The organism is Deefgea salmonis (assembly GCF_020531905.1).
In the GTDB taxonomy this organism is placed as follows: Bacteria; Pseudomonadota; Gammaproteobacteria; order Burkholderiales; family Chitinibacteraceae; genus Deefgea; species Deefgea salmonis.
In genome coordinates, this window is record NZ_JAJAWG010000012.1 from 14,550 (window position 1) to 29,275 (window position 14,726).

Annotated in this window: 15 protein-coding genes; 6 read left to right on the top strand and 9 right to left on the bottom strand. The window is 48.7% G+C overall.

Going from position 1 to position 14,726, the window contains the following annotated elements:
* Positions 1-34: 34 nt before the first annotated feature.
* The 4 genes from LG219_RS13580 to LG219_RS13595 form a co-directional block, all read right to left on the bottom strand.
* Positions 35-682 (bottom strand): YiaD family glycine zipper/OmpA-like lipoprotein, encoded by a 648-nt coding sequence (locus LG219_RS13580; RefSeq protein WP_226764995.1) that lies wholly within the window; start codon positions 680-682, stop codon positions 35-37.
* Positions 683-1,177: 495 nt separating this feature from the next.
* Positions 1,178-2,137 carry a YcjF family protein gene (locus LG219_RS13585; protein ID WP_226764996.1) on the bottom strand — a complete coding sequence of 320 codons (960 nt, stop codon included), beginning with the start codon at positions 2,135-2,137 and terminating at the stop codon, positions 1,178-1,180.
* 68 nt (positions 2,138-2,205) lie between these two features.
* The gene (locus LG219_RS13590; RefSeq protein ID WP_226764997.1) at positions 2,206-2,886 is read right to left on the bottom strand and encodes a class I SAM-dependent methyltransferase; all 681 of its coding nucleotides are present in this window, start codon (positions 2,884-2,886) and stop codon (positions 2,206-2,208) included.
* Positions 2,887-3,044: 158 nt separating this feature from the next.
* On the bottom strand, positions 3,045-3,794 hold the full coding sequence (locus LG219_RS13595) for a substrate-binding periplasmic protein (protein WP_226764998.1): 750 nt from the start codon (positions 3,792-3,794) through the stop codon (positions 3,045-3,047).
* Between the two features lie 249 nt (positions 3,795-4,043).
* Between LG219_RS13595 and LG219_RS13600 the strand changes: the two genes are divergently transcribed.
* A complete protein-coding gene (locus LG219_RS13600) occupies positions 4,044-4,637 on the top strand; it encodes an NAD(P)H-dependent oxidoreductase (RefSeq protein WP_226764999.1) in 594 nt (197 codons plus the stop codon).
* Positions 4,638-4,783: 146 nt separating this feature from the next.
* Here the strand turns inward: LG219_RS13600 and LG219_RS13605 are convergent, their stop codons facing one another.
* The 4 genes from LG219_RS13605 to LG219_RS13620 form a co-directional block, all read right to left on the bottom strand.
* Positions 4,784-5,086 (bottom strand): P-II family nitrogen regulator, encoded by a 303-nt coding sequence (locus tag LG219_RS13605; RefSeq protein WP_226765000.1) that lies wholly within the window; start codon positions 5,084-5,086, stop codon positions 4,784-4,786.
* Positions 5,087-5,094: 8 nt separating this feature from the next.
* The gene (locus tag LG219_RS13610; protein ID WP_226765001.1) at positions 5,095-6,033 is read right to left on the bottom strand and encodes a sodium-dependent bicarbonate transport family permease; all 939 of its coding nucleotides are present in this window, start codon (positions 6,031-6,033) and stop codon (positions 5,095-5,097) included.
* Positions 6,034-6,345: 312 nt separating this feature from the next.
* The gene (locus LG219_RS13615; protein WP_226765002.1) at positions 6,346-7,047 is read right to left on the bottom strand and encodes a PEP-CTERM sorting domain-containing protein; all 702 of its coding nucleotides are present in this window, start codon (positions 7,045-7,047) and stop codon (positions 6,346-6,348) included.
* A gap of 465 nt (positions 7,048-7,512) precedes the next feature.
* The gene (locus tag LG219_RS13620) at positions 7,513-8,286 is read right to left on the bottom strand and encodes a TFIIB-type zinc ribbon-containing protein (RefSeq protein WP_226765003.1); all 774 of its coding nucleotides are present in this window, start codon (positions 8,284-8,286) and stop codon (positions 7,513-7,515) included.
* A gap of 129 nt (positions 8,287-8,415) precedes the next feature.
* Here LG219_RS13620 and LG219_RS13625 point away from each other — a divergent pair, with 129 nt between their 5' ends.
* On the top strand, positions 8,416-9,570 hold the full coding sequence (locus tag LG219_RS13625) for a pyridoxal-phosphate-dependent aminotransferase family protein (RefSeq protein ID WP_226765004.1): 1,155 nt from the start codon (positions 8,416-8,418) through the stop codon (positions 9,568-9,570).
* A 291-nt stretch (positions 9,571-9,861) separates the two neighbouring features.
* Positions 9,862-10,227 carry a hypothetical protein gene (locus tag LG219_RS13630; RefSeq protein WP_226765005.1) on the top strand — a complete coding sequence of 122 codons (366 nt, stop codon included), beginning with the start codon at positions 9,862-9,864 and terminating at the stop codon, positions 10,225-10,227.
* A 100-nt stretch (positions 10,228-10,327) separates the two neighbouring features.
* Here LG219_RS13630 and LG219_RS13635 read toward each other — a convergent pair whose 3' ends face one another.
* Positions 10,328-10,564 (bottom strand): DUF2061 domain-containing protein, encoded by a 237-nt coding sequence (locus tag LG219_RS13635; protein ID WP_226765006.1) that lies wholly within the window; start codon positions 10,562-10,564, stop codon positions 10,328-10,330.
* A gap of 276 nt (positions 10,565-10,840) precedes the next feature.
* On the opposite strand from LG219_RS13635, the gene LG219_RS13640 reads away from it, so the two are divergent.
* The 3 genes from LG219_RS13640 (at position 10,841) to LG219_RS13650 (ending at position 14,570) form a co-directional block, all read left to right on the top strand.
* Complete coding sequence (locus tag LG219_RS13640; protein WP_226765007.1) at positions 10,841-12,481, top strand: histidine kinase N-terminal 7TM domain-containing protein; 1,641 nt, start codon at positions 10,841-10,843, stop codon at positions 12,479-12,481.
* Positions 12,482-12,551: 70 nt separating this feature from the next.
* On the top strand, positions 12,552-13,118 hold the full coding sequence (locus LG219_RS13645) for a cytochrome b (RefSeq protein WP_226765008.1): 567 nt from the start codon (positions 12,552-12,554) through the stop codon (positions 13,116-13,118).
* Between the two features lie 381 nt (positions 13,119-13,499).
* Positions 13,500-14,570, top strand: a complete 1,071-nt coding sequence (locus LG219_RS13650) for a 3-deoxy-7-phosphoheptulonate synthase (RefSeq protein WP_226765009.1) — start codon at positions 13,500-13,502, stop codon at positions 14,568-14,570.
* Positions 14,571-14,726: the final 156 nt, after the last annotated feature.

Sequence of the window (14,726 nt, forward strand, 5' to 3'; positions counted from 1 at the left end):
GGTGTTTTTTTATGCCCAATTGCGCTAGCAATGATTATTGCTGAGCAGGTTCGGCAACAAAAATTTCAACTCGGCGATTTTGTGCGCGACCCGCAGCGGTATCGTTGCTGGCGACAGGATTGCTCGAGCCCATGCCGTCAATGGTCATGCGCTGACTCGCAACGCCTTGGCTGGCGAGATAGTTACGCGTTGCTGCCGCACGATTCACTGATAATGGATTATTGATTGCATCGCTACCAGTATTGTCGGTGTAGCCAACAATACGCACTTGAGTCGATTGGTTTTGATTCAGTGTTTGCGCTAGGCGGTTCAAAATCGGCTGCATGCTCGGTTTAATGGTTGAGCTACCAACGGCAAATGAGAAATCAGCCGGGATTTCGAGTTTCAATTCATTGTTGGGGGTTTTGCTGACTTCAATGCCGGTACCTTGCGCTGCTTGTTCCATGGCGAGGCGTTGTTTTTCCATATTCGATGACCATAGGTAAGCACCTAGAGCGCCAGCTGCCGCACCAATTGCAGCATCGCGGCCAGTGTGGCTGCCTTTAGAGGCTTTACTAATCCCGGCACCTAGGGCTGCGCCACCGAGGGCACCTAGTACTGAATTTTGGGTTGTTGACATGTTTGAGCAGCCCGTTGCGACCAAGCTGAAAGCAACTAACGCAGGTAGAAGAGCACGTTTCATGGTGTATTCCTTTCATAAAAATTGATGAGGGCAATCAAAACACTATCTATGCCATTAAGCTATAGAAAAATACCCAAATTCAGGTGATTTTCATCACATTATCCGTTGTCCGTTGAGTTTTCCGTGGCGGATGAATCATCATAAGCAAAAATATCACGCTGTTTTTGTCTTCAGCTCAATGGTCGATTAAGGGGGCGCAACGTTCTAAAGGAGTGCGGTCTTGAGTGAGGCTGTGGTTTGCTGGTGCTGATGATTTTAGTTTTTTAAGCGCGGCGATATTGCTTGGCGCTGGTGTGGATGTTGAGTATCGATGGCAATGGATTGAGTGGTGAGGCGAGGCGATGAGTCAGATGAACATCATGATGGTTTGCTGAGTGTGTCAATTGGATCGATCCAATTTTGCTTGGCGGTGTTTTTTTTATGCTCGAAAATCAGCCGGTACAAAGGGTATAACGATGCAGCCTTTTATTTAAAAGGGCTACATCGATATACCTATTACTTTCCTTTCACTAAGGCCATGATTTCTGTGGCATTGAGCGTACTGGCTCGCTGCTGAATTTCTGGCAGGTATTGTGTTTGTAGATCTTTTGCAGGAGCCAGTGTTTCGGTAAAGCTTTGCTGGAGTAAAGCGGCGCTCATTTGACGACCACCGGCGTAATAGCGTTTGGCGACTTGCCCTAAGGCGTAGGTGCTGGCAAAAGAAAAAGCCATGCCGGTTGCGGTGCCACCTAAAGTCTTGCCCCATTTACCGCCGACTTTGCCAAATAAACCCCCAATGAGTTTGCGGCCAAATTGTTCAAGGTATTGCGAAGTTAAACCGACGCCAACGGTGGATAAAAATTCGCGAATATGGCCTTGATCTAATTCGTAACCATAGTGCTGACCAATGTTGTAGACCATCTTGATTTGCAGCGGAATAATCGCGACCGACGCCCATGTTTGCGGCAGTATTTCGAGCGCGCCATTGAGGATGGCGGATTTTAAAATACGGCGATCGAGTGCGGCTTGATCGACGATGGGCTGGGTGGTGGGGACGGCGTTGACTGGCGGGGTCTTGAATAAGGGCAGGCTACTTTGTCCGGCAGCGGCTAGGGTATCGGCTTCTTGTTGAAACAGCGTGGTTGTCGGGTTATTGAGCGCAAGTCGTGTTTTAAGATCGGCTAAAAATTGTTGTTCTGCCGCGCTGGTGCTGCCATCGGCATCACACACGCACACCGCCATTTCATAGGCAAACTGGCGCTCGGCTTCGCTGCTGAGTTGGTGGCACACCGAGGCCAAGTCAATCCGTTTGAATAAAACATCTTGATATAAGCGACTTAAATCAAGGCCACTATCTTGGCCTAAAGATTGGGCCAAGCCTCGGATGTGCTCGCGCTCGCGTTCATCATTATGGCCATCGGCAAAGGCGGCCAGTAGCGCAATGGTCAGAATGGCTTGTTGTTGTTCGGCTTGCATGGTGTGCCTTCATAGCGTGGTTTTTTACTAGACCCATTCCTTATGGCTTTGTTCCCAATGGTTCATTTTTACTGCGGCTCACAGCGTAGATATTGTAGAAGTCGACCACGATAGGCGCTGCCGTCATGCAGTGCTTGGGTGAGCATGGTTTCGTGCAGGCTAAAGCCTCGGCTGGCCATTTGTTTATGAAATGCGCTGCGATTGCTGCGATTGGGATCGATGATCAAAACCTCGGCTTTGGTGGCCGCATGTTGATCGATAAATGCCGCTAATACTTCAGGATGACCGCGTTCATACAGTACGTCGCTGCCAATAATCAGATCAAATTGGCCTAAATCATGATTGCTACGGCCCCAGTTGCCGGTGCGATATTTTAATTTGGGCAGCGTGTTGAGTTGTAAATTAGCATTTAGAAATTGCTCGGTTAAGGGGTGGCAATCGCTGGCGGTAATGTCGCCCAGTCGCCGGTGAATGACCAAGCTGGCTAAGGCTAAGCCACAGCCGATTTCCAGCACACGGCGATCGGCTAAATCGTAGCTTTGCATTAAATCGGCGAGTTTTTGTGATGAAGGCCAAATTTGCCCAAATAAAGGCCAGCAGGCTTCAGAAATCCCTGCCGCTTCAGCTTGACCAAGTGGATCATAAAATTGCTGCCGATCGAGTAAGGCACGAATATGAAGGTCGGCCCCGCCAGCGACGGCGACGGGGAGTTGTTTGACTTGATAGCCAAACGGGACAGCATGGAGCATGACAGCCTTGGGCATGTGCAGCACTGAATGCTAGTCGAACCGACGAGGCGCAGAGCGCTGTGTAAGGCGAGGAGTAAACGGCGGGGCAGAGGTGCAGATGGTGAGTAGTTGTCCATACTAACACCCACTGCGACTTGGCGGCGCGCACTGATGTGGTGTTAGCGCTGTTGGGCAGCACCTAAAATTGCATTCAATTCTCCGCTGGCTTGCATTTTTGCCTGGCCTCGATTAAATCGTTGCAGCAACATCTCGGCATTGGGGGTTTTTCGACTAATCAATAAATACATGGGTTCTTCATGAATCATTGGTGCGCTGATACTCAATTGTTCAAGCGCTTTGCCACCTAAAGCATGACGAATGAGGTACATGCCGACTATTTCTTCGCAAGGAAAACCATCAACGCGCTTGGCGAGTAGTTTGGCGAAATTTTGTGCATCGCTATTGCCAATATCGCTGAGCACTTGCTGGCTAAGTAATAACTGGCTTAATGCTGCGCCGTAATAGTAGCCATGGGTGATGCCCAGTCGACGACCTTTTAAATCATTGAGCTGTGACCAATTAATAGGTCGATCACGATTAAAAAACAGCACGACCTTGCTGCGATAAACCGGTTGGCTGTATAAAAAATCTTGTCGCCGCTCGGCGCTGTCAATCCATAACAAGCTGCCTTGCACATTGCCGCGACGCGCTTCATCGAGCGATCTTTTCCATGGATAAAATCGATATTTAACTTGGATATTTTCTAGCGCAAAAGCGCGGCTAACGATTTGGCTGGCGTAGCCATATTGTGGCAACGATGCGCTAAGTAAAGGTGGCCATTCGCCGTTAGCCAGCTCGATCTCTTGGGGTACGGCAAAACAGCGAGCCGCAAAAAAGAGCACAAGATAAAAAAATAAATTTCTAGGCATAGATTAGATAAAGAGCAGCCGGTTTGGAGTTGTGTTGGTAAGCTATTCGACAGGTTTGAAGTGAAAGTATCATCTGCTTCGCGAAGATTCACGTCAAGCTAGCTGCGTTATGGATTAAAAAAGACGCGTTTGAATGAATGCCAGTCATCGTTTTTATGCGTATCGATGGGTTTATTTCCTTTATTTTGATCTGTTCTCTTGGTAAGTTATTGATCTTAAACTTCAAATTAAGAAGAATAAAGGACGTCTATGTCACGGATTTTAATTATTAATGCAGCAAAAGAATTTGGGCATTCCAAGGGGCGATTGAATCAAACCTTGAGTGATTTCGCACAGAGCACCTTGCAAGCGCAAGGACATGAAATTCAAGTGAGTCATATTGATCATGGGTATGAGCTTGAAGCTGAGATTAATAAGCTGCTGTGGGCAGATACCGTCATTTATCAAATGCCTGCATGGTGGATGGGCGCGCCGTGGATTTTGAAAAAATACATTGATGAAGTTTTTACCGCAGGGCATGGTCAGCTTTATCACAGTGATGGTCGCTCACGCTCGCATCCTGAGCAAAAATATGGATCGGGTGGATTATTGCAAGGCAAAACATACCTACTCTCTGTGACGTGGAATGCGCCAATGAGTGCTTTTACCGAAAAAAATGATTTTTTTGCCGGTGCGGGGGTCGATGCGGTGTATTTACCGTTTCATAAGGCAAATGAATTTTTGGGAATGAGCGCATTGCCGACGTTTATTTGTTTTGATGTGATGAAGCAGCCGGATATTGCGGGTGATCTTTTGCGCTATCAGCAACATTTGCAGCAGTATTTCGGCACCGTTGACGTTTGACCCCCCGCCGCATCAACGCGGCGAGCAAGCTCAATGTCAACAGACCTTGGTTTGAATTCATCGTATTGAGCGCGCCGCCGTATCGCTACGGCGGTTTTTTGGCTTTGCCAAAAGCAAAGCCATGACTGATGACACGATGGTGGAACTTAAAATTTTTCGCCGCGCAGTACACGAACTTCACTAAGCCATTGCACCAAAGCGAAGTGCGCGCCAAATTGATGATGCACTGCTTGGGCTAATTGCTCGGCTTGGTAAGTTTCGATAATGAGCTCAATTTGAATATTTTCATTGGCATCAAAATTGCCATGTTTTTCACCGTGCTCACCATTGCCGCGTGCGGCAATAATCGTCCAGCCCCGAATTGATTTGGCTTCAAATAGGGCAATTAAATCATTTTCAAGAACCGCTTCGGCAACGATGGTCAGTAGTGTTCGGGTATGGAAAGTCATCACAGTCCTTAAGCGGCGTAGCCAGCAAATTGATGATAGAGCGGTACGCCCACCAGGATATTAAACGGGAACGTCACGCCCAGTGCGGCACCCAGCGATAATGCCGGATTAGCTTGGGGTAAAGCCATGCGCATTGCCGCTGGTGCTGCAATATACGATGCCGATGCCGCCAAAATCGCCATCAAGGTTAAGCCGCCCAGCGAGAGCCCCATTAACAAGCCAAAACCAATACCGACCCAGCTGAGTAGTAGCGGTAAAATAATCCCGATGCTGAGGACCAGCAAACCTTGCTGGCGTAAAATCCCCATTTTCCCAGCAACGACTAAGCCCATTTCAAGTAAAAACAGCGTTAATACCGGTTTGAACAAATCGATATACAACAAATCAAGCGGCTTAATGCCCTCTGGCCCAGCTAGCGCGCCGATGAGTAAACCGCCCATCAGTAGCACCATGCTTTTGCCAAGAAAGACTTCGTGTAATAGCTTGCGCCAGCCATGACCCGATTGGGCGGCATTGGGACCGAGCCGAGCGAGCACGACGCCAATCATCAGTGCCGGCATTTCAAGTAGCACTAAAAATAAAGTGGTTTGTGGCTCAAAGCTAATTTGTTTTTGCGACAGAAAAGCCACCCCAACAGCATAAGTGACGACCGACACCGAGCCATAATGCGCCACCATACTGGCGGCATCGACTTGGCTGAGTTTGGTGCGTAGCAGTGGATAAATCAGCAATGGAATTAGCGCCCCCATCGTGATGACCAACGCTGCTTGTGGCAATAGCGTCAAAATCGGCTGTTTGGCGAGAATTAAGCCGCCTTTAATGCCGATGGCCAGCAACAAAAAAACCGAGAGTGTTTCATATAATGCGCTGGGTAATTTTAAATCTGATTTTGCCAAGCCAGCAGCTAAGCCAAGCAAGAAAAACAGCACAACGGGATCGATTTGCATGTAGGAATGTTTCTTATTTATTGGCAATATTTACGAATTTACTACATTTTAAGAAAATAAAAAACATATAAAAACAAAGGGTATTGTCGCCATTCAATGAGACAAAAATACGTAGTTAAAATTAGGATATAGGCATGTTTTAGAGGGGCTGAATTTCAATTCATGTGCAAGCCAATTGCTTGCTGTTGATGCGCTTGATCGGTGCAAAATGCAATACAAAATGCCGCTCATTATTACAATGAGCGGCATTGAATTTGATTGGGCGTTGAGGGCGAAATCGAAGATGACGCGATGAATGTGGGTCCGCTCAAATTAGTGCGTATGCAGTAATTTTCGGCGGCGGGCCGCGAGTAAGCCAACTAAGCCGATCCCCATCAAAGCATAGGTTTCTGGTTCTGGAACCGGTGCCACGCTGTCCACGCGGACATTATCCAGATAAGTGCCGTAGGTATCGGCAGTACCGGTAGCTTTAAAGACTAAATAGCTAGTACCCGTAGTGCCGCCCAGCACGTTTGCACTAAAGGTATGCCAAACATTGCTGCTACCCCCAGCGCCGGGGGATAGATTGGCGATCATACTGCCAGGGGCTGCTGCTGCGATAATGTTGGCAGCGGTTGCGCCAGCGCTGAGGGTGTTAACCCAAAAAGCTTGTAAACCATTGGTGGCGGCACTGGTGTTGAGACGAGCGGCATAATCAAAGCTTAAGTTGTAATTTTGACCGTTTGTAGTGCCGATCGATTGCGCCATGGTGCTGTTGGTGTTGGTGGACGTGGAGCCAGTGTTCGTATGGCTATCGAGTTCAACAAACTTCGTGCCGTCCGAAGCTAGGCCAGCGACACCGTTTTGAACTTCAATCCCTGTGCCAGCAAGGGTTGACCAGGTACCATTGATGCTCTGAAAGACCGACCAACTCCCTGCTGCAACGGCGGAGTCTTCAAAACTACCATTGGTTACTAAATTGGCCTGCGCTAGAGCAGGGGCAGACAAAAGTAAAGCAATCAGGATGTTACGCATGGGAAGCTCCAGTGCAGGTCAATGAAGTTGGTAATATTGCCGATTGGTTGTCAGCATTCAAGGCCGATGGTCATTCATGAGTGAGGAGCACTCAAGTCGGTGTTATCCCGTGCTGACAGTGCAATTCACCAAGCTTTCTTTGTTGTTTTACTGTGATGAGCGATCGATCGCCGCGCAAGTGTGCTGCTGATTTATTTGTCGATCCAAATAATGCTTACGGCATGTTTTGGATTTGAAAGACACTGTGTAGAAAATGCACGCAGTGAGGGAAATGCGAGTCGATGTCAGTTTTGAGTAGGCTCAGGCTTTCTGATTAACGGTCGAGAATTCACGCCGATACCGCGTTTTTTGCGGTCGATTGAGGTTGATACAAAAAAAGAGTCGGATTTGAATTATTGTCAGGGGTATATATAAATAGCGCTTTAAATAAAAGGCGTGTAGCGATATACCCTATATAAGCAATGGTTAGCGCCAATGCCAAGCGCAACCCGTGGCGAGTGCGAGTAAATAAACTGGCCAGCTCAACCCGAGTAAAAATAACAGTAAAAGGGTTAAGACGGCGCCAACACACCATGCAGGTAAATTCTCACTGAACGACGCGTTGGGCTTGGGCGAGCGGAAAAAATCGTCGATGCTTTGTGTGGTTGCGCTGGGCTGGGGTGAGTCGGCGGCGTAGCGAATCGCATCAACTTGGCCGTTGGCGGCATCGACTCTGGCTTGGCGTTCGGTTTCAGCCTGTACATATTGCTGGCCGCCCGCTTCCATCCATTCAGCCAAAATACTAAATTCGCCCCCATCGAGCCAAACACCATGCTCGCGGCATTCATCGACAATCACCGCAATGTGCTGGCTAAAAGCCCGACGATTCATCATTTTATGGCAAGCAGGGCAGGGTTTATAGCGTACGACTTCAGGTTTGATGCGCGCAATGATGATTTGTCGAATTCGCCCATGATTGATTTCGCGCACTTGCGCGGCCACATGGTCGAGCACGATCGGCAGCGCGCCGGGTGAAAAATGCAGCCCTTTACAACTCGGGCAATGGCCGACCGTGGTCTGTTGTACGCCTAATTGTAAGAGTTGCAGATCACCGCAGCGATTAGGGCAATGTAATTCACTGTGCTCAGCCAGTATTTTGAAATCGCGGATGGCCAGTAAATCAACCGCATTATATAAACCGCAATAGCTGCAAACGAGTTGGTCAACGGGCAATGCTGCGCCGCATCCGGTGCAATTCATGGTGTATTCCTATAAAGCGGTGCTTATTTTTGCCGAACTGTCTTAGATAAGTACGCCCGATGGCAAAGGCGTGACCGCTTGGCGACAGCCAGCCATAATAGGCCATCACTTATTCTAGCGGAGTTTGTTATGCCGATGTCAACACTGCTTAAGCCCAGCATTCAACCCTTTTTTCCTCCACAACGCACCCTAATGGGGCCGGGGCCTTCTGATGTTTATCCTTCGGTATTGGCCGCTCAAGCCAAGCCAACGCTAGGGCATTTAGATCCAGTGTTTGTTGGCATGATGGATGAAGTGAAGTTGTTGTTGCAGTATGCATTTCAAACACAAAACGACATGACTTTGGCGGTTTCAGCGCCGGGTTCGGCGGGGATGGAGGCGTGTTTTGTTAACTTGGTCGAGCCGGGTGAAACTGTCATCGTGTGCCGCAACGGCGTATTTGGCGAACGAATGCGACAAAACGTTGAGCGGGTCGGGGCGATTGCCGTTTTGGTCGATAGCGAATGGGGATTGCCGGTCGATCCCAATGCCGTAGAAGCCGCGCTGCAGGCCAATCCTGATGCCAAGTTTTTGGCGTTTGTTCACGCCGAAACGTCAACTGGCGCGCGATCAGATGCCAAAGCGCTGTGCGCTTTGGCCAAGCAATATGGCTGCTTGAGTATTGTGGATGCGGTGACGTCGCTCGGTGGCATTGAATTGCGCGTTGATGAATGGGGAATTGACGCGATCTATTCGGGCAGCCAAAAATGTCTATCCTGCGTGCCGGGCTTGTCACCGCTGTCGTTTTCACCTGCAGCGGTCGAAAAACTCAAAGCGCGTAAAACGCCAGTACAAAGTTGGTTTCTCGATCAAACCTTAGTGATGGCCTATTGGGGAAACGGTAGCGGGGCCAAGCGCAGTTACCACCATACCGCACCGGTGAATGCTTTATATGCTTTGCACGAGTCTTTGCGTTTATTGGCCGAAGAAGGTTTAGAGGCCGCTTGGGCGCGGCACGCGGCCATGCATCTTGAATTGCGCGATGGCTTAGAAAAACTCGGCATTGAATTTGTCGTGCCTACCGATGCGCGTTTGCCTCAACTGAATGCGGTCTATATCCCTGCGGGGGTGGATGATGCTGCGGTCCGCAGCCAGTTGCTGCAAGACTATAATTTAGAGATCGGTGCCGGTCTTGGCGTTTTGGCCGGAAAAGCCTGGCGAATTGGTCTGATGGGCTATGCGGCGCGGCGTGAAAACATTGCTTTATTACTACAAGCATTGGGCAATGTTTTAGCCAAAAAATAAATTCATGATTAGCAATCAACAACGCACTGCAGATGATGATCTGCGGTGCGTTTTTTATTTGGCGTTAAGGATGTTGTTTTCGCTGAAAAAACACGGCGAATTGTTGATTTACTGGCCGTGTTTTGGGTTCGCGGCTCGGTGCTGATTCGTTGTCGTTGGGTAATCGCAGTGCAAAAGCGTTAAAAATGCGCTTTGCCGCGTAAATCAGCGCATAAAATGCGTGTTGAATTTCCCTATGGCGAGCATGGACGCGTACCATGTCGAGCAATAAAGCGAATTGAGGTGTAACTGATGAGTACGAAATTATCTAAAGATGAAATGGCGGCGCTGGTTGAAGTCAGCCGTGGTTTGAAAAGTACCCGTTTAAGCCATACGGTATTTAAAAATGTAAAAGCCCTTACTGGGCAAAAATTAGCCGCCTATGAGCGCAAAACCGGGATTTTAAAAATCACTGATCTGGGTAAACAGACTATTTTTATGACGCTGTGTATCGAGAGCCTGCGCCAGCTCAAAATAAATCCAACACTCAAAATCAACGGTGAAGCGTTAGCGTTTTTATTGCGTAAAGGCCATATCGAAACGCGTGAAGGCGAAGTCGGTCATTTCATCACCACCAAAGGTGAAGAATCGCTAGTGGATATTGATTCGCAAAAATAAATGCCTCGGCCCAAATGCATTTGGCGATTGAGTTTGTTTTGCTGAAGCAGCCAGAGTCTGCGATACAATTTTTGCATTCGGCTAGCCGATAGCATGATGATTATGCTGCGGCATGGCCCGAGTCGATTGCTGTTGGCTCGGCAGTCTGTGCTGCAGATTGCCTGCGCCCCAAGCGATAAGCATCCCACGCTTTTTCATGGAAAAAATACGCTACGGTATTGACCATCGGTTCAATCAAGGCCAAAAATCCGGCCATCCCCAAGCTGCCGGTGACTAAATACGCCACGCTAAATGCCACGGTAAAGTGTACTAGCGCAAAAGTCATTGTCTTAGCCATGATGTCGTCCTATTGAACAGGTGGTTGATTTGCAAATGATAGCTATTCTCATTTGATTGCGCCAGTTGAATGTAAATAAGAGCGTTATAGATAAAAACTATTAAAATGGATTAGGGATGGTTTTTTCTAGCATCTAAAAATGCCAAATTGTCTATGAAATTAGACAGCGGCTCAGCGAATTCAATTGAATGGACAGTGATGCTTTACAATCAAAAAAATGAGCATTCACCTCGACTCTTTGATATCGATAGCGAGTAATCAACGTGGGCCAGCACGATGAATTGGCCCGCGTTGTTATTATTTAGCTGTGCGCTATTCACCCTCGTTTTAGCGCTGTATACCGCGCGACGTCAGGCGTTCCCCGCTAAATTTTATTACGTGTGTATGTTGCTCGCTTCGGCTTGGTGGAGTGGTGCTGCGGGGATGGAAAACTGGCAAAGCGCGGCAGTAGATAAAATTCTGTGGGCCAAACTCGCTTGGCTCGGCATCGTCACAGTCCCCTGCTATTGGACCTTATTTGTTTGGGCCTATGTTAAAGGCGATGACCGTCGACCGACTTGGCTGGGCCAATTGGCGCTGTGGTTGATGCCACTACTCACTTGCCTGATTGCTTTTACTAATGACCAGCATCATTGGCTGTATGTGAGCACAATACCGGTTAGCGATGCGCTAGGTGCGGCGATTCGCTATCAACATGGGCCATGGTTTTATTTATGCGCCTTGTATTTATATGGCTATATGACCTTGAGCATGCTGGTCATTATTAATGCGCTGGCCCGCGCCAATGCCTTGTACCGTCAGCATTATCTTGGCTTAGCGGTCGCGATGGCGATTCCATGGTTAGCCAATGCCGCGCATTTAACCGGTTTGGTCACGCTGTTTGATTTTGATCCAACACCATTTAGTTTTTTAATTATGGGTGGGATTTTTTATTGGCTGATTACCCATCGGCAATGGTTTGATTTATTGCCGATCGCGCATGATGCGTTGTTTGATGCCATTCCTGATGCGGTTTTGGTGGTGGACGATCAGCAGCAGATCGCCAGACTGAATCACGCCGCGCAAGCGTTACCGAATATGCCAGCCAACGCCATTGGCCTGCCACTCAAATTACTGCCGTATTTTGACAATTTATTACCAACGTTATGGGATCGACTGCTGCCGGTTGAGTTTGAACTGCAATTGGGCGATGCGTATTACGATTTGCGCTCGGTCACTATCTATTATTTGCAGCAACCGATTGGCTTATTGCTGGTGCTGCGTAATATCACCCACCACAAGCACGGGCAGATTGCTTTGCAGCAAGCACTGCTTTCACTGGAAGCGCAATTGGAATCAAACGCGCAACTGCAACAGCAGCTCCACCAAGCGGCGATTCTTGATCCATTAACCCATTTGCACAATCGGCGCTTTCTAGACGAAATCACGCCAAGTTTGCTGTCAACGAATACGCGCAAACAGCAAGCATTAAGCTTGGTGATGATGGATTTAGATTTTTTTAAAACCATTAATGATCATTACGGACACGCTGCTGGTGACGAAGTTTTGCGGCATATGGCGCAATTATTGCGCCGATATACGCTGCAAAGTGATGTGCTGTTTCGTTTAGGTGGCGAAGAGTTTTTAGCTATTTTGCCCGACACCACCGCAATGCAAGCACTGCGGCACACTGAAGTTTGGCGTGAGCAATTGCTCGCACAACCAGCGCTAGTCAATGGCACGCCAATGCCGGTGACTTTTTCGGCGGGGATTGTCGAGGTCGCCTATGCCAGCAATACCTTTGATACCGCCATTGCTTATGCCGATATGGCGCTGTATCGGGCCAAAGACGCCGGCCGCAATCGCAGTGAATTAGCCAGCCCGACCAGCAAGCTGCTGATTCAGTCAGTGCGCGATACATCTGCCATCATTGACTAAGGCTTGCATTTGTTCGTCAACAAGGTGAAAGTTTAACCTCGCTTGGATCACTCATACCTCGGGATCAAACATGCTAAAAAATACCATTCATAGCTACGGTAAAGTCGCTCGTTTATTGCATTGGCTCTGTGCCATCGCAGTGATTACCGCTTTGGCGTGTATTGAGCTCAAGGGGTATTTTCCCAAAGGCGATCCGTGGCGCGGTAATTTGCAAATGGCGCATATTCAAGCAGGCATCATCGTTTTTTGGTTGGTAATCCCACGCTTTATTTGGCGCACCGCCAATCGCACGCCGCAGATTACGCCCAGCCCAGCACCCTTGATTATGAAAGTCGCCGATTTAACGCACTGGGTTTTATATGCGCTGATGTTTTGCATGCCGATTTTGGGCGTGGCCTTTATTCAAGGCTTTGGTAAGCCGGTAGATTTTTTCGGTTGGATTTTGCCAACGCTGTTCACCATGACCCCAGAAACCGCCAAAGACGTGAAAGACGTGCATGAATTTTTGGGCAATACGCTGCTGTGGTTAGTGATCTTGCACGTCGGCGCGGGGTTGTGGCATCAACGCATTATTAAAGACGATACGATGAGCCGAATGATAGGGCCGATTCGTAACGATGATTCATCATTGCTGTAATGCCGATCTTGCGATGGCTTAGGCCAGTTGAGCTTAGTTGCTGAGCCACGCTGGTTGGTCTGGGACTTAACAACCCGTCCAAGCGCACCGAGTGAGTCAGAGACAAACAGTTTTATCGTTTGGCTCACGATCGATCGAGGGAGCCGCCACTGACTGCGACTGTAAAACAATGTGCCGTAGGCGCTTAAATTAAAATCATCAAACCTAATCTAAATCCCCGCAATTTGAATGGGTATTGCCATCTAGCCTTTATTTTTTATAAGCTACCTAGCAATACCCATAGTTTGTATGATTTCCCCATTGCCAAAAGCATGACTCGTGCTCGACGGTGCAACGCCTTCGTTTATACTCTTTGACTTTCCTCTTTTGATCGACTTCACGATGAACAGCCAAGACCTAGAGAATATCAACGTCACTTCGTTTGACGCGATGCCCTCACCCGAAGAATTACACGCCCGTTTACCGCTTTCTGAATCCGCCGCCCAAGTGGTGGATGCGGGGCGTGAAGCCTTAAAAAACATTCTGGATCGGCAAGATGATCGCCTGATTGTGGTGGTTGGCCCGTGCTCGATTCATGATCCAGTGGCCGGTTTAGAATACGCGCGCCGCTTGAAGGCACTGCAAGCCGAAGTCAAAGACAGCTTATTGCTGGTGATGCGGGTTTATTTTGAAAAACCACGTACCACGACCGGCTGGAAAGGCTATATCAACGATCCATTTATGGATGATTCATTCCAAGTCGATTTGGGCATGGAAAAAGCGCGGCGCTTTTTGCTCGACGTGTGCGAGCTGGGTTTGCCAACCGCCACCGAAGCGCTCGACCCAATCTCGCCGCAATATCTAGGCGATTTAATCGCTTGGACGGCAATTGGCGCGCGCACCACCGAATCGCAAACGCATCGTGAAATGTCATCCGGCCTATCCACGCCAGTGGGGTTTAAAAACGGCACCGATGGCGATATCAGCATTGCGATTAATGCGATTTTATCGGCGTCGCACCCGCATTCATTCTTGGGTTTGAACGGCCAAGGCCGAGTATCGATTGTGCGCACGCGTGGTAATCAATACGGGCATGTGGTGCTGCGTGGCGGTGATGGTCGACCAAACTACGACACCGTATCGGTGGCGATGGCCGAGCAAGCGCTGAAAAAAGCCAAATTACCGTGCAATATCATCGTCGATTGCTCGCATGCCAATAGCTATAAAAAGCCGGAATTACAGCCACTGGTGATGAATGACGTGATTAATCAAGTCGTCAACGGCAGCCAAGCTTTGGTGGGCGTGATGATTGAGTCGAACTTGGTCGTTGGCAATCAAAAAATCCCCGCTGATTTATCGCAATTGATTTACGGCTGCTCGGTCACCGATGGCTGTATTGATTGGGCCAGTACCGAAAAAATGTTGCGCGACGCCGCGCAACGCTTGGCCGCCGCCAAAGCCAATCGCGTTTAAAGCCAACTCGCTGGGGCGTCATCGCCTCAGCGTGCTTGCGCTCATTTGGCCATCATTTGATGGTGATCTAACTTTGGCCGATTGTGGTTACGCTGGGTAATTTGTCAGCCGTTTCTAGATTGAATTGCCTGGTTATTGGTCGCACAATGACTCAAT

Coding starts and splice junctions, on each gene's coding strand:
- LG219_RS13595 (WP_226764998.1), bottom strand. CDS start 3,794: ATGCCTAGAAATTTATTTTTTTATCTTGTGCTCTTTTTTGCGGCTCGC.
- LG219_RS13580 (WP_226764995.1), bottom strand. CDS start 682: ATGAAACGTGCTCTTCTACCTGCGTTAGTTGCTTTCAGCTTGGTCGCA.
- LG219_RS13610 (WP_226765001.1), bottom strand. CDS start 6,033: ATGCAAATCGATCCCGTTGTGCTGTTTTTCTTGCTTGGCTTAGCTGCT.
- LG219_RS13605 (WP_226765000.1), bottom strand. CDS start 5,086: ATGACTTTCCATACCCGAACACTACTGACCATCGTTGCCGAAGCGGTT.
- LG219_RS13645 (WP_226765008.1), top strand. CDS start 12,552: ATGCTAAAAAATACCATTCATAGCTACGGTAAAGTCGCTCGTTTATTG.
- LG219_RS13640 (WP_226765007.1), top strand. CDS start 10,841: ATGAATTGGCCCGCGTTGTTATTATTTAGCTGTGCGCTATTCACCCTC.
- LG219_RS13600 (WP_226764999.1), top strand. CDS start 4,044: ATGTCACGGATTTTAATTATTAATGCAGCAAAAGAATTTGGGCATTCC.
- LG219_RS13620 (WP_226765003.1), bottom strand. CDS start 8,286: ATGAATTGCACCGGATGCGGCGCAGCATTGCCCGTTGACCAACTCGTT.
- LG219_RS13585 (WP_226764996.1), bottom strand. CDS start 2,137: ATGCAAGCCGAACAACAACAAGCCATTCTGACCATTGCGCTACTGGCC.
- LG219_RS13635 (WP_226765006.1), bottom strand. CDS start 10,564: ATGGCTAAGACAATGACTTTTGCGCTAGTACACTTTACCGTGGCATTT.
- LG219_RS13630 (WP_226765005.1), top strand. CDS start 9,862: ATGAGTACGAAATTATCTAAAGATGAAATGGCGGCGCTGGTTGAAGTC.
- LG219_RS13625 (WP_226765004.1), top strand. CDS start 8,416: ATGCCGATGTCAACACTGCTTAAGCCCAGCATTCAACCCTTTTTTCCT.
- LG219_RS13590 (WP_226764997.1), bottom strand. CDS start 2,886: ATGCTCCATGCTGTCCCGTTTGGCTATCAAGTCAAACAACTCCCCGTC.
- LG219_RS13615 (WP_226765002.1), bottom strand. CDS start 7,047: ATGCGTAACATCCTGATTGCTTTACTTTTGTCTGCCCCTGCTCTAGCG.
- LG219_RS13650 (WP_226765009.1), top strand. CDS start 13,500: ATGAACAGCCAAGACCTAGAGAATATCAACGTCACTTCGTTTGACGCG.